The sequence below is a fragment of the Virgibacillus sp. NKC19-16 genome (assembly GCF_021560035.1).
Classification (GTDB): Bacteria; Bacillota; Bacilli; order Bacillales; family Amphibacillaceae; genus Virgibacillus_L; species Virgibacillus_L salidurans.
Window position 1 is genome coordinate 722,216 of the sequence record NZ_CP074373.1, and the last position, 14,218, is coordinate 736,433.

At 40.2% G+C, this 14,218-nt stretch carries 12 protein-coding genes, 4 tRNA genes and 2 rRNA genes; 17 read left to right on the plus strand and 1 reads right to left on the minus strand.

Annotation, left to right across the window (positions count from 1 at the left end; genetic code table 11):
• Positions 1 to 100 precede the first annotated feature (100 nt).
• The 8 genes from KFZ58_RS03980 to KFZ58_RS04015 all read left to right on the plus strand — a co-directional run bounded on the left by KFZ58_RS03980 (position 101) and on the right by KFZ58_RS04015 (position 3,700).
• Positions 101 to 574 (plus strand): GNAT family N-acetyltransferase, encoded by a 474-nt coding sequence (locus KFZ58_RS03980; protein WP_370642490.1) that lies wholly within the window; start codon positions 101 to 103, stop codon positions 572 to 574.
• A gap of 213 nt (positions 575 to 787) precedes the next feature.
• Positions 788 to 973: a hypothetical protein gene (locus KFZ58_RS03985; RefSeq protein ID WP_235794653.1), complete on the plus strand. Its 186-nt coding sequence runs from the start codon at positions 788 to 790 to the stop codon at positions 971 to 973.
• Between the two features lie 60 nt (positions 974 to 1,033).
• Positions 1,034 to 1,351 carry a hypothetical protein gene (locus KFZ58_RS03990; protein WP_235793557.1) on the plus strand — a complete coding sequence of 106 codons (318 nt, stop codon included), beginning with the start codon at positions 1,034 to 1,036 and terminating at the stop codon, positions 1,349 to 1,351.
• A 152-nt stretch (positions 1,352 to 1,503) separates the two neighbouring features.
• Positions 1,504 to 2,322: an undecaprenyl-diphosphate phosphatase gene (locus KFZ58_RS03995; RefSeq protein ID WP_235793558.1), complete on the plus strand. Its 819-nt coding sequence runs from the start codon at positions 1,504 to 1,506 to the stop codon at positions 2,320 to 2,322.
• 122 nt (positions 2,323 to 2,444) lie between these two features.
• Entirely contained in the window at positions 2,445 to 2,624 is a 180-nt protein-coding gene (locus KFZ58_RS04000; RefSeq protein ID WP_235793559.1) for a hypothetical protein, read from the plus strand.
• A 120-nt stretch (positions 2,625 to 2,744) separates the two neighbouring features.
• Positions 2,745 to 2,888: a hypothetical protein gene (locus KFZ58_RS04005; RefSeq protein ID WP_235793560.1), complete on the plus strand. Its 144-nt coding sequence runs from the start codon at positions 2,745 to 2,747 to the stop codon at positions 2,886 to 2,888.
• Between the two features lie 26 nt (positions 2,889 to 2,914).
• A complete protein-coding gene (locus tag KFZ58_RS04010; RefSeq protein WP_235793561.1) occupies positions 2,915 to 3,097 on the plus strand; it encodes a PspC domain-containing protein in 183 nt (60 codons plus the stop codon).
• Between the two features lie 66 nt (positions 3,098 to 3,163).
• Entirely contained in the window at positions 3,164 to 3,700 is a 537-nt protein-coding gene (locus KFZ58_RS04015; RefSeq protein ID WP_235793562.1) for a helicase, read from the plus strand.
• 141 nt (positions 3,701 to 3,841) lie between these two features.
• On the opposite strand, the gene KFZ58_RS04020 is transcribed toward KFZ58_RS04015, so the two are convergent.
• On the minus strand, positions 3,842 to 4,708 hold the full coding sequence (locus KFZ58_RS04020) for a VOC family protein (RefSeq protein WP_235793563.1): 867 nt from the start codon (positions 4,706 to 4,708) through the stop codon (positions 3,842 to 3,844).
• A gap of 158 nt (positions 4,709 to 4,866) precedes the next feature.
• On the opposite strand from KFZ58_RS04020, the gene KFZ58_RS04025 reads away from it, so the two are divergent.
• The 9 genes from KFZ58_RS04025 (at position 4,867) to KFZ58_RS04065 (ending at position 14,099) form a co-directional block, all read left to right on the plus strand.
• Positions 4,867 to 5,562 carry a MerR family transcriptional regulator gene (locus tag KFZ58_RS04025; RefSeq protein ID WP_235793564.1) on the plus strand — a complete coding sequence of 232 codons (696 nt, stop codon included), beginning with the start codon at positions 4,867 to 4,869 and terminating at the stop codon, positions 5,560 to 5,562.
• Positions 5,563 to 5,819: 257 nt separating this feature from the next.
• Positions 5,820 to 6,752, plus strand: coding sequence for a PhzF family phenazine biosynthesis isomerase (locus KFZ58_RS04030; protein ID WP_235793565.1), 933 nt, complete (start codon positions 5,820 to 5,822; stop codon positions 6,750 to 6,752).
• Positions 6,753 to 7,006: 254 nt separating this feature from the next.
• The gene (locus KFZ58_RS04035) at positions 7,007 to 7,522 is read left to right on the plus strand and encodes a GNAT family N-acetyltransferase (RefSeq protein ID WP_235793566.1); all 516 of its coding nucleotides are present in this window, start codon (positions 7,007 to 7,009) and stop codon (positions 7,520 to 7,522) included.
• Between the two features lie 1,162 nt (positions 7,523 to 8,684).
• A tRNA-Arg gene (locus KFZ58_RS04040) sits at positions 8,685 to 8,761 on the plus strand.
• A gap of 5 nt (positions 8,762 to 8,766) precedes the next feature.
• Positions 8,767 to 8,843, plus strand: a tRNA-Pro gene (locus KFZ58_RS04045).
• A gap of 82 nt (positions 8,844 to 8,925) precedes the next feature.
• A tRNA-Gly gene (locus KFZ58_RS04050) sits at positions 8,926 to 8,999 on the plus strand.
• Between the two features lie 15 nt (positions 9,000 to 9,014).
• Positions 9,015 to 9,088 (plus strand) — tRNA-Ile (locus KFZ58_RS04055).
• Positions 9,089 to 9,436: 348 nt separating this feature from the next.
• Positions 9,437 to 11,007, plus strand: a 16S ribosomal RNA gene (locus KFZ58_RS04060).
• 172 nt (positions 11,008 to 11,179) lie between these two features.
• Positions 11,180 to 14,099 (plus strand): 23S ribosomal RNA (locus KFZ58_RS04065).
• The 16S and 23S rRNA genes sit together here with 4 tRNA genes alongside, the layout of an rRNA operon.
• Positions 14,100 to 14,218: the final 119 nt, after the last annotated feature.

Genomic DNA, 14,218 nt, shown 5'->3' on the forward strand with positions numbered 1-14,218 from the left:
ATTTTCGGAACTATGGTTATGCAACTAACGCTCGCGATAATCGAATAAATATGTGCCGATAGGGCCATTTAGTTGAAGATTGTATAATGGAATTAGGGGAGTGAGAACTATTCTTCAGTTTATAAACATTAACTTGGAAAAGCATTGTAAAGAGGTAGTTGAATTCCGAAGAGATTCGTTCGTAGTAAGTTTTGGTGATGCCTCTGGCTTTGATAAAGAGGATTATCTTCACTCTATGAAAGAAAAAATAGCTAATTATCCAGAGGGCTTTGTTTTGGTTAAGGAAAATAATAAATATATCGGTCAACTTGAGTTGTCCATTCGGGAGTATGAAGGCAAAGATATTGGTTATGTACACTTGTATTATCTAACCCAGGAAGAGCGCGGCAAGGGTAAGGGACAAGAGTTACACGATTATGCTAAGCAGTTTTTTAAAAGCAATAATGTTAATGAATTTCATTTAAGAGCATCTCCTACTAATACCTCTGCAATCAAGTTTTACCGCAAGATCGGTATGAATGAAATAGGTCCAGAAGTGAATGGAAAAGTGGTCAGAATGCGGGCGTATATATAATTTTCTATTGTGATAGATATTCCAGAATCGGGGTCCCACAACGGGCGCTAATCTTTAATAAGGATTAACCTCATATTGGTATCAGAGTGGCATAATATTTAATAAGGTTATTGTTTTAAAAGGGGGGACATTTTGAATAAGGAAAAAGCAAAGAATATATTAGGGGCTTTATCAATCTTAGCCGCGGTAATAAGTGTTATCTTTTTCTTTGTAATGAGAGGTTCTAATGCAAACTTGACTATGGGAATAAGCGTATTTACAGTCCTTTCTGTACTTGGAATAATTTTTGCAATTATATCTAAAAAACTGTGGTTTATTATAACAGGAATTTTACTGAATGGTTCAGTGTTGGTATTTACTTATTTTCTTTTGCTTGCAGTAGGAATTAGCGAACCATAATAAATTATTCCAGAAAAGGGCGCAGTTGTCGAATACGGACTGCGTTTAAATCGGGCCATTATGTTTGAAGTAGTGGGGTGGTATCAATTGTCTAAGAGAATTAATAATAAAACAAGAGAATATTTACAGGCTGGTATAATGGTTTTGATTTTGATACTGTCTGTATTTATTCTTGACTTACCTAAAACAGGATTCTTTATTTCTCTCGGAGTAGTTATTCCCTTTAGTATATTTCTTAATGAGGTATTCCCCTACAAAGATAAGGATAGAAAAAGAAGCCAAAGAAAAAGAGAGTATATAACTTCTATTGTATTATTTATTGTTTTCTCAGTCATCATATTTATTTTGATTTACAGAATAAAGTTTATGCTTTTATAGGAATTTTAGCTGTTTCCAATGTTTTACTTTATGAAGTATTTAATATTAAGAGTAATGATGAAAATAAAACTTAAAAAGTTTACTTCAATAGGGCACGATTATGAAACAAATAATTGCCGTTTACGGGTGATGGCTTACAAGGGGAATTTACAATGCAGGATTTATGGTTACTATTAAAATATATATTTTTAGGGTTATTTCAAGGTTTTACGGAGCCCATTCCAATTTCATCAAGCGGCCATCTTGTTATCCTTCAAAAAATAATTAATATAGGAAATGACGGATTTGATTTTTTAATTTTGGTTAATTTTGGATCATTGATTGCTGTGATTATGATTTATAGAAGTGATATAACTTCAATTGCGAAGAATTCAATATCTTTTTTGAGTTCGAAAAGCAAAAGTCCTGAAAATAAAGATTCCTTTGATCTTGTTTTATATTTAGTAATTGGTACTATTCCAGCAGGGATAATTGGACTTATCTATGGGGATTTTATAGAAGCAGAGCTTGGTGGTATCTTGACTGTAGGTGTTGGGTTAATTGTCACTGGAATATTTTTATGGATTATTCGAAATAAAAAGGGAACTAAGAATGACCGTCAACTTACTTGGAAGGATGCCATCATAGTAGGTCTAGCCCAGTCTGTTTCTTTGATCCCTGGGATAAGTCGTTCTGGAGCAACTGTTGTTGCAAGTATGTTATCAGGAATGGAACGAGAAACTGCTCTTAGATTTTCTTTTTTCTTGTACATACCCGTAAGTTTAGGTACTATGTTGCTTTCTATTGATACACTTGTTGAAAAAAACATTTCAGAGGTTTGGATCCCATACACACTTGCTTTATTAGCTTCTATTATTGCGTCTTATTTCTCTTTAAAATTGTTTATAAACGTTATGGAAAAAGGTAAACTAAAATACTTCTCTTTTTATTGTTTAGTAGTTGGAGTACTCGTGTTACTGTTCTTATTATAAACGATTTTTTGATTATCTCAGTACCTGTCTGTAGTAGTTGGCGTATTCCATAACGGGCGCAGTAATTGAATAAGAGTGCGTTCTACTGAATTAGGCAATAGTATAGAAAGGAGGCTATGAAATTGAGAGCAACAACATATTTATTAATTACTATTCTTATAATGCATTTAATAACTCTAACTAATATAATTATTTTTAATGGAGATTGGAATGGTATAGTGATGGCTATCAATACAATTTTGTTTGTTTTAGCATTTGCCTTAGTCATTCCATTAAAACATAAAAAAGTAATAGATGATTAATTAGTGATACTCATTCAATGTTCAATTCGGGCGCTTTAATGGAACAAACATATTCAGGAATAGTGCCATTAGCTTGAGTAATTTAGGAAGACAATCCAGGAGACGAGGGGCAAAAATTTTATGATGAAATTACAGATAACAACGTTTGTTTTGGTCGGAGGGATTATTGGATTTTTTACTGATGGCGTAATGATGGGTGTTGGAGCAGCAGCACTCGTTTTTATAGCATATAGGCTAGATAAGTTTTTAGGGGGAGAAACATAAAAGATAGTTGATAAGGGGGAATTGCAGTGCAAAATAAACTAATAAAATCTTCGACAGATAAAGCTATATCTGGAGTTTGTGGCGGTATTGCTGATTATTTTGGTATATCTTCTCTTGGAGTAAGAATACTTTTCATTATTTTACCGGCTAATCTTCTAATCTATCTAATTCTTGTATATACAATACCCAATAGTCCACCAACATTGTAAAAGTGCTTATTGCATTAACAGGTGTTTTAATATTTTGAAAAACATCGAATGAAAGGGGAACGACGAATGGACATCAAAAACAAGGAGATATACCCTAACTGCCAGACTACTACTAGAACAGTTGAGGTAGATGGTCTTACCAAATCACAGCTTATTAATAAATTAAAACAGCAATCCATTTTGATGAATGAGTTTGGAAAAATGCTGTTCGCTGATAATAAGTTCACAACCTCTATTAGTAAATACACATTGAAAACAGTTGAGCTAGCCGTACAGGATCTCGGTTTGCTGGATGGTGGTACCATAACCCAAATTTTTAGTAGAGCTAATCAACTTGGTTTGGAACTATGTCCATTGGAACTTGCCCCTTATCTGAGGCTTAGATATCTTGATCAACCTGAAGGTGAATTAAATAGCTATCAGCAACACCAAGCCCCATATGGTTCCATTACGGTAGCTTCAAAAATACTTACTGAAGATGATAAATTTCCAAAGGGTTTTTATCTTAGATGTATTGATGGTGTACTTTGGCTTCGGGGGTATGTTTGTGATGAACGGCACGTTTGGGAGCCAAGCGACCACTTTATCTTTGTTAAGGAATAGGGCGCGATTGTTTAAGACCAATAGTAGATAATTATCAAACTTTATTTTAAAGCTACAATTGAATCACTTATAGCATATAAATGAGAAGTCCTGTTTGGACTTCTCTATAGCTTCTATTCAATAATATAAATAGCTTTTCCTTTATTTTCTTCTTTTCATAATTTCGTCTGTACAAATCTCTTCGTTACCATTAAGCTCATTTATAGAGTGCTCTAAGTGTTCAGTATCTCTCATCATCTCAGACAAATCTTGTGTAATGAGTTGCCACCATATACCTTTATTATCAACAAGAAAAGCACTATCACCTCTATGCAAACCGTCCCCATCTGCTGCTTCAGAAAACTTCTCCCAATAAAAGTTTACATCAGTACGGTTCTTGCACATTACGATAAACGAGATTGATTCTGTAAAATTCTTGGTATGTTTTGCCTTAGCGAAGATAACTGACTGATTATGAATCTCTATATTAAATTCTTCTTCAGATTCAAAATTAGGCTTTACTTTCTCTATAGACATGTTAGGGAATATTTTTTTATAGCTATTCAAAGTATCCTCAAGGGAAGTGCTTACAGGAAATTGAAAATAAGGTTTAATTTTCTGTTTGCCTGTATCTTTAGTGACTCTCCAAAATACGCCAAATTGGTCTTGAATTAAACTAAACCGTTTCTCTTTTTTCACTAATTTGCCGTTCTTTGATAGTTGCTTAACATAAGACCCATATTCTTCATCAGAACCACAATATAGCAATAGAGTTGCAGAAGATGTGTAATTATATTCTTCTCCTTCTTTACCATTAATTGCTGTAAAGATGGTTTCACCAATTCTAAAATCTACATTCATCACTTGTCCAGCATTAGCTGCATCTATACCACAGGCTACGCATTCACTTCTGTCCATTGGATAATGAGTTGTTTGCAGTATATTACCCTCGTCAAAAAGTTCTGTATAAAATTTAGCTGCACTTTCAGCCTCGATGGAGAATAATAACTTTAAATGGATAGTAGACATCATAACTCCTCCTTGGATTCTGTTATTTGATCTTTCTCTTTATATATTACTAAATTAAAGCAAGTGAAAGGGTTTTTTATATATCATCCCTATACAAAGGTGTTATACTTTGAATAAGGTAACACATTACTTTAATTTTTTATTGTAGGTGATCGTTATTGAACGGAAAGGATATTGCAAAGAAATTAAATATAAGCACTACTGCACTTAAGCATTATGAGAGATGGGGAATTATACCAGAGGTCAAACGTGCTAGTAACGGTTATCGTATATACACAAAAGAGCATGAAGTATATTTTCAGTGCATTCGATCTCTTAAAAATGGTTTCGGTATGTCTTTTATAAAAAGAGTTATGCCCTTATTTATCAAAAATGATATTACTTCTGGTTTATGGATGATTAATCATGCTCAATCACAACTTCAAAAGGATAAAGACTTAGTGGAAAGAACCATCAAGATACTTAACTTAGAAGATATTGAAAATGTAAAAAACACGAAGGATAAAAAACACAAATTTTCGATTGGCGAAGTGGCAAAAGAAGCAGGTGTCGCAACGTCAACAATACGGCATTGGGAAAAAGAAGATTTAATTAATCCTAAAAGAGATATGAATAGCGGATTTCGAGTATACAATTACTTGGATTTGAGAAGGATTCTAGTGATTAAAATTATTCAAAATGCAGTTTACTCTTTAGAGGTAGTGAAAGAAACGCTATCTACAATAAATATAACTGATCTAAAGGAAACAAGAACGATAGTAGAGGGTTCTTTCGAATATCTCGACTATATATTAATGGAACAAACTAGGGGTGTAGCGTATGTATATAAATTAATTGCATATATATCGGAGTAAATACGATGTTTATATTTCATGTACTAATGGGGAGTTGAATGGGATAAAGGAAGCAGGGAATAGTGTTTATAATCCAACACTATGATATTCAATTAAAGGGAGCAATTCTGGAACAAAGGAACAGCGCCCAACACTACAGAATCGGGCCATTTAATTGGATAAGACTCATTACGCAAACAGATATTTTCTAAACGAAACGTAGTAATCAATGGTAAAATACCGGAAACTTTCAAATTAACTAATGGGGGAATTTTACTGTGAAATCCATAAAGGTACATCATTATGATGCATTTAGTAAAGAACCTAATAAAGGGAATCCAGCTGGGGTAGTTTTAAACGGAGGTGACCTAACTGATAGAGAAATGCAACAAATAGCTTTCAAAGTAGGGTTTAATGAGACAGCTTTCCCAGTTAAATCGGAGGTAGCTGACCTTAGAATACGTTTTTTTACACCGGGACATGAAATGAACCTATGCGGTCACGCAACAATGGCCACCGTTTACGCTTTAAAAACAAAAGGATTGCTCGGAGATAAAGCCGACTTTACAGTTGAGACAACAGCAGGAATTTTGCCGATAAAAATTTCAAGTATTGATAGTGAAATATTTATAACAATGAAACAGGCTTCACCTCGATTTGAAAGATTCAATGGTTCAAAAGAAGATTTAGCTAACTCGATAGGATTAAAAGAATCGGATATTCATGAAGATTTACCGATTCTATATGGAAGCACAGGTGCATGGACGCTATTAATTCCAATAAAAGAACTTAATGTTTTTACAAAAATGAAACCTAATAACAAGGAATTTCCAGCTATTATGAAGGAAATGCCCAAATCGTCTATTCATCCTTTTTGTATGGAGACCTATGATACTAATGCTGATATGCACGCTAGACACTTTTCTTCACCATTCTCTGGGACAATTGAAGATGCAGTTACGGGAACTGCTTCGGGGGTAATGGGAGCATTTTTCGCTAAGTACATAATCAACAACAATGTTGAAGATTCTCTAAATCTTATAGTTGAGCAAGGTCATGAAATTCAAAAAGATGGTCGAGTTGTGGTGCATATATCGAAGAAAAGAGAATCTTATGATGTTGAAATTACTGGGAATGCAGTTCATGTTGAAGATTTCGAAATTTGTGTAGAAGATGAGGTTTCTCAACGAACGGGTACTAATTATCAATAAGTAAGTTGCACCACTCTTTTCCGATAATAGCTAATAAAAGCGTACTATTCATTCAAGAAACGGAGCAAGCAAATCGAATAACATCCTTTTGTATCGGGCGCACTACTTGAAAAGGAAGAATCGAAAAGATTGGTGAAGAAGCAGGAATATGGTAAGCATGGTAGAAGTAGTTATGTTATATGCACATTTAGATGATTGTATTAGAATACTCAGGGAATCTGGTACTATTAATAATATAGAAAAGGGGAGAACATATGAAAATAAGAGAAGCTAATTTACCTGATGCAACTGCAATAGCTAAAGTGCACGTTGACAGTTGGAGAACTACGTACAAAAATATTATTCCAGATGAATTCTTGAATAATTTATCATATAAGAGACGAGAAGAATTATGGACTAATAATATTCCAAGAGGAAATGTTTTTGTTGCTGAAAATGATGCCGGGAAGATTGTTGGGTTTTCATCAGGTGGAAAAGAGAGAAGTGGAAAGTATGAAGAGTATCAGGGAGAACTAAGTTCAATCTATATCTTAAAAGAGTTTCAAGGGCAGGGTATAGGAAAGCTGCTCGCTAAACCAGTAATTAAGGAAATTGAGAAATCAGGCATAAATACAATGCTTGTTTTTGTGTTAGAAGATAATAATTCAAGGTTATTTTATGAAGCATTAGGCGGTAAAGTAATAGATAAAGTTGAGGTAGAGATTGCTGGTAAGAAACTCAATGAACTTGTATATGGATGGGAGAATATAAAAAACATACTAGATAAGTAGTATACTTTCTTCCGTTAAAGTGCGCGGTTGTGGAGCAAAACAGATGGAAAATGGTTAATACAATGCTAGGTTGTGGGTATTTTTGTACAAAAACAGTTGTTGTTGTTTTCTTTTTTAAAAAAATCGGGTATACTATAAAGAGAAGGTCATACAATAATAAAACCGTAGACGCTGGAACGTCTACGGTACAATAGACCGTACCCCATCAAGAGGGGCGGCGCTAAGGATGATAATCCCTCAGAGCCTAGCTAAAGCATATGAGGGGTTATTTTTTATGGTCAGACATCATAAACGCAACTAACATCCCGAAGGATATCATAAGCGTTAATACATTTGTAATGTCCATAGGCAACACCTCCCTTCTTGGAAGTGTCCAAAAAGGTCAATCGGTGCGCCACCCCTCATGCGAAGCGAAATCTATTGTTGTTTTTAGTATAACATGTATTCTTATTGAATTGTGGATTCAGCTACATTTTATAAACTCATCACAGACGAACAGCATTTATGTTGTAAGAAAATTATGGTTTCAGAAAAAGGTTGGTTGGATAACCGACTGAAGCTGAGCTTCATAGTAACATAATCTTCTATTCTAATTGATTGTTCTGTAATTCGAAGGGGCGCGATTGTTTTATAAAAGTAAAGAATTTTAACAACCTCGAATTATTTAGTGGATCGTCTATTACGAATAAAGATTAAATTTATGTATAAAGTCGTGTTTCTTCCTTATTAATTGTAATTTAATAAATAGAGCAATTGATTGATGAGTTGTAAAGTCCAGCTAAATTTTGACCCAGAAAAGCTTGACATAAATTTATTTTTTATGTATAGTAAACGGTGTTGTTGAAAAAGACATTGCTTTTGGATGTGTTAAAGAGTTTTCTAAAACACGAACATAGACAATTGATATTATGTTAAAGTTCGGTATTTCTGATATGTTTTCACTTCCGGTTTTACTCCATAAAAAGTATAAAAAAGCATAAACAAATAGAAAGAGTATAATCAAGTAGACTTATATTAAGGATTTATAACAGTTAGTGTGGTTTCTCTATATTGAGGGCCTAGTGGAGTTAATCCCGTGTGGGTTCAAGTCCCACCGACCGCACTCGAAAAAATATTTGCAATCAGTTGCTAGGATATGTTATATTGAAAAACGTGCTTCTAAGCGCCCGTAGCTCAATTGGATAGAGCGCTTGACTACGGATCAAGAGGTTAGGGGTTCGACTCCTCTCGGGCGCACCATTATACGGGAAGTAGCTCAGCTTGGTAGAGCACTTGGTTTGGGACCAAGGGGTCGTAGGTTCGAATCCTGTCTTCCCGACCATGTAAATATACAGGTGCTACAGATTTGCAGAGGAAATAGAAATATGAAAGATCAACAGGATAATATATTATTTTTATATCATGCGGGTGTAGTTTAGTGGTAAAACCTCAGCCTTCCAAGCTGATGACGAGGGTTCGATTCCCTTCACCCGCTCCAATTATCTTATTATTTGGGCCTGTAGCTCAGTTGGTTAGAGCGCACGCCTGATAAGCGTGAGGTCGGTGGTTCGAGTCCACCCAGGCCCATTTTGCTTACTGAAGCAAAAAAACATATTGACTTAAATGAGACAGTGTGTTATATTAAGAAAGTCGCCATTTTGAGGGCGTCCGAAACATCATTTTCTTAAAAGAAAAGTTAAAAGAAACTATTGACTTTTAGAGAATGAATGTGATATATTTAAAAAGTTGCTAATTTAACGCAACAAATGAATTTGCTCTTTGAAAACTGAACAAAACAACCAGTATGTCAAACAGATATTAGTGGTAAGATATCGAAGGTCAGATTATTATAATCTGAATGGAAGATTTTAAACCCTAAATCAATTTTTAAGCTAAGACATTATATGATTGATTGGTGTCAATTATATTCAAACTTTTATGGAGAGTTTGATCTTGGCTCAGGACGAACGCTGGCGGCGTGCCTAATACATGCAAGTCGAGCGCGGGAAGCAGGTAATCACCCTTCGGGGTGTGCGCCTGTGGAACGAGCGGCGGACGGGTGAGTAACACGTGGGCAACCTGCCTGTAAGACTGGGATAACTCGTGGAAACGCGAGCTAATACCGGATAACACTTTTCATCTCCTGATGAGAAGTTGAAAGGCGGCTTTTATGCTGTCACTTACAGATGGGCCCGCGGCGCATTAGCTAGTTGGTGAGATAAGAGCTCACCAAGGCGACGATGCGTAGCCGACCTGAGAGGGTGATCGGCCACACTGGGACTGAGACACGGCCCAGACTCTTACGGGAGGCAGCAGTAGGGAATCATCCGCAATGGACGAAAGTCTGACGGTGCAACGCCGCGTGAGTGATGAAGGTTTTCGGATCGTAAAACTCTGTTGTTAGGGAAGAACAAGTACTGTTTGAATAAGGCAGTACCTTGACGGTACCTAACCAGAAAGCCCCGGCTAACTACGTGCCAGCAGCCGCGGTAATACGTAGGGGGCAAGCGTTGTCCGGAATTATTGGGCGTAAAGCGCTCGCAGGCGGTCTTTTAAGTCTGATGTGAAATCTTGCGGCTCAACCGTGAGCGGTCATTGGAAACTGGAGGACTTGAGTACAGAAGAGGAGAGTGGAATTCCACGTGTAGCGGTGAAATGCGTAGAGATGTGGAGGAACACCAGTGGCGAAGGCGACTCTCTGGTCTGTAACTGACGCTGAGGAGCGAAAGCGTGGGGAGCGAACAGGATTAGATACCCTGGTAGTCCACGCCGTAAACGATGAGTGCTAGGTGTTAGGGGGTTTCCGCCCCTTAGTGCTGAAGTTAACGCATTAAGCACTCCGCCTGGGGAGTACGGCCGCAAGGCTGAAACTCAAAAGAATTGACGGGGGCCCGCACAAGCGGTGGAGCATGTGGTTTAATTCGAAGCAACGCGAAGAACCTTACCAGGTCTTGACATCCTCTGCAATCGGTAGAGATACCGAGTTCCCTTCGGGGACAGAGTGACAGGTGGTGCATGGTTGTCGTCAGCTCGTGTCGTGAGATGTTGGGTTAAGTCCCGTAACGAGCGCAACCCTTGAGATTAGTTGCCAGCATTAAGTTGGGCACTCTAATCTGACTGCCGGTGACAAACCGGAGGAAGGTGGGGATGACGTCAAATCATCATGCCCCTTATGACCTGGGCTACACACGTGCTACAATGGATGGAACAAAGGGCAGCGAAGCGGTAACGCTCAGCAAATCCCATAAAACCATTCTCAGTTCGGATTGCAGGCTGCAACTCGCCTGTATGAAGCCGGAATCGCTAGTAATCGCGGATCAGCATGCCGCGGTGAATACGTTCCCGGGCCTTGTACACACCGCCCGTCACACCACGAGAGTTAGCAACACCCGAAGTCGGTGAGGTAACACGTTTACGTGAGCCAGCCGCCGAAGGTGGGGCCAATGATTGGGGTGAAGTCGTAACAAGGTAGCCGTATCGGAAGGTGCGGCTGGATCACCTCCTTTCTAAGGATATTTAGAAGGAACGCTGGAGGTCTTAGACCTCTGGTCGGGACATACATGGTTGTTTGGTTCAGTTTTGAGAGAGTAAATCTCTCTTTTTGTACCTTGAAAACTAAATAAGAGTAATAACGACATCAAAAAATGTAAGTTCTTTGGAACCATTAACTAGTAATTTAGTTAAGTGAAGAAGGGCGCACGGTGAATGCCTAGGTACGAGGAGCCGAAGAAGGACGGGACTAACACCGATATGTCTCGGGGAGTTGTAAGTAAACGTTGATCCGGGAATTTCCGAATGGGGGAACCCACTGTTCGTAATGGAACAGGACATCTATCTGAATACATAGGGTAGATGAGGCAGACCCGGGGAACTGAAACATCTCAGTACCCGGAGGAATAGAAAGCAAATGCGATTTCCCAAGTAGCGGCGAGCGAAACGGAAAGGAGCCCAAACCGAAAAGCTTGCTTTTCGGGGTTGTAGGACACTCCATTAGGAGTTACAAAGAAATGCTTTAGATGAATCGATCTGGAACGATCAGCCATAGAAGGTAAGAGCCCTGTAATTGAAAGAGCGTTTTCTCCGGAGTGTATCCTGAGTACGGCGGAACACGAGAAATTCCGTCGGAATCCGGGAGGACCATCTCCCAAGGCTAAATACTCCCTCGTGACCGATAGTGAACCAGTACCGTGAGGGAAAGGTGAAAAGCACCCCGGAAGGGGAGTGAAAGAGAACCTGAAACCGTGCGCTTACAAGTAGTCGAAGCCCGTTAATGGGTAACGGCGTACCTTTTGTAGAATGGACCGGCGAGTTACGATCCCATGCAAGGTTAAGTGGAAGACACGGAGCCGCAGCGAAAGCGAGTCTGAATAGGGCGAATTAGTATGTGGTCGTAGACCCGAAACCGTGTGATCTACCCATGTCCAGGGTGAAGGTCAGGTAACACTGACTGGAGGCCCGAACCCACGTATGTTGAAAAATGCGGGGATGAGGTGTGGGTAGGGGTGAAATGCCAATCGAACACGGAGATAGCTGGTTCTCTCCGAAATAGCTTTAGGGCTAGCCTCAGGGGAATGAGTACTGGAGGTAGAGCACTGATTGGACGAGGGGCCCTCACCGGGTTACCGAATTCAGTCAAACTCCGAATGCCAGCTACTTAGCCCTGGGAGTCAGACTATGGGTGATAAGGTTCATAGTCGAAAGGGAAACAGCCCAGACCGCCAGCTAAGGTCCCTAAGTATACGTTAAGTGGAAAAGGATGTGGCGTTGCTCAGACAACCAGGATGTTGGCTTAGAAGCAGCCATCATTTAAAGAGTGCGTAATAGCTCACTGGTCGAGTGACGCTGCGCCGAAAATGTACCGGGGCTAAACGTATCACCGAAGCTGCGGATTGTTCTTCGAACAATGGTAGGAGAGCGTTCCAAGTGCAGTGAAGTCAGACCGTGAGGACTGGTGGAGCGCTTGGAAGTGAGAATGCCGGTATGAGTAGCGAAAAAAGAGTGAGAATCTCTTTCACCGAAAGCCTAAGGTTTCCTGAGGAAGGCTCGTCCTCTCAGGGTTAGTCGGGACCTAAGCCGAGGCCGAAAGGCGTAGGCGATGGCCAACAGGTAGATATTCCTGTACCACCTCATGACTGTTTGAATGACGGGGGGACGCAGGAGGATAAGGAAAGCGCACCGATGGAATGGTGCGCCCAAGCAGTGAGCGAGTTGGATAGGCAAATCCGTCCAACAATTGCAAGCTGTGATGGGGAGGGAAATAGAGTACCGAAGTTCCTGATTTCACACTGCCGAGAAAAGCCTCTAGTGAGGTCATAGGTGCCCGTACCGCAAACCGACACAGGTAGGCGAGGAGAGAATCCTAAGGTGATCGGGAGAACTCTCGTTAAGGAACTCGGCAAAATGACCCCGTAACTTCGGGAGAAGGGGTGCTCCTCTTCAGGAGGAGCCGCAGTGAATAGGCCCAAGCGACTGTTTATCAAAAACACAGGTCTCTGCGAAGCCGCAAGGCGAAGTATAGGGGCTGACACCTGCCCGGTGCTGGAAGGTTAAGGGGAAACGTTAGCTTCCGAGCGAAGCGTAGAACCGAAGCCCCAGTAAACGGCGGCCGTAACTATAACGGTCCTAAGGTAGCGAAATTCCTTGTCGGGTAAGTTCCGACCCGCACGAAAGGTGCAACGACTTGGGCACTGTCTCAACGAGAGACCCGGTGAAATTATACTATGCGTGAAGATGCGCATTACCCGCGACAGGACGGAAAGACCCCGTGGAGCTTTACTGTAGCCTGATATTGAATGTTCGTGCAGCTTGTACAGGATAGGTGGGAGCCTTAGAATCGTGAGCGCTAGCTTACGAGGAGGCACCCGTGGGATACCACCCTGGCTGCACGCACCTTCTAACCCAGAACCGTGATCCGGTTCGGAGACAGTGTCAGGTAGGCAGTTTGACTGGGGCGGTCGCCTCCCAAAGAGTAACGGAGGCGCCCAAAGGTTCCCTCAGAATGGTTGGAAATCATTCGTAGCGTGTAAAGGCAGAAGGGAGCTTGACTGCGAGACCTACAAGTCGAGCAGGGACGAAAGTCGGGCTTAGTGATCCGGTGGTACCGCATGGAAGGGCCATCGCTCAACGGATAAAAGCTACCCCGGGGATAACAGGCTTATCTCCCCCAAGAGTTCACATCGACGGGGAGGTTTGGCACCTCGATGTCGGCTCATCGCATCCTGGGGCTGTAGTCGGTCCCAAGGGTTGGGCTGTTCGCCCATTAAAGCGGTACGCGAGCTGGGTTCAGAACGTCGTGAGACAGTTCGGTCCCTATCCGTCGTGGGCGCTGGAAGTTTGAGAGGAGCTGTCCTTAGTACGAGAGGACCGGGATGGACACACCGCTGGTGTACCAGTTGTTCCGCCAGGAGCATGGCTGGGTAGCTACGTGTGGCAAGGATAAGTGCTGAAAGCATCTAAGCATGAAGCACCCCTCTAGATGAGACTTCCCATCACTTCGAGTGAGTAAGATCCCTCAGAGACGATGAGGTAGATAGGTTCGAGGTGGAAGCGTGGTGACACGTGCAGCTGACGAATACTAATCGATCGAGGACTTAACTAATTTCTTTTTTGATGGTCGTTCACGAAACTCTTATTTAGTTTTTAGGGTATAAATGAAAAAAACCCTTGCATTTTCTATTAGAAATGCATATAATATATCTTGTCTTCATTTTAAAGAAG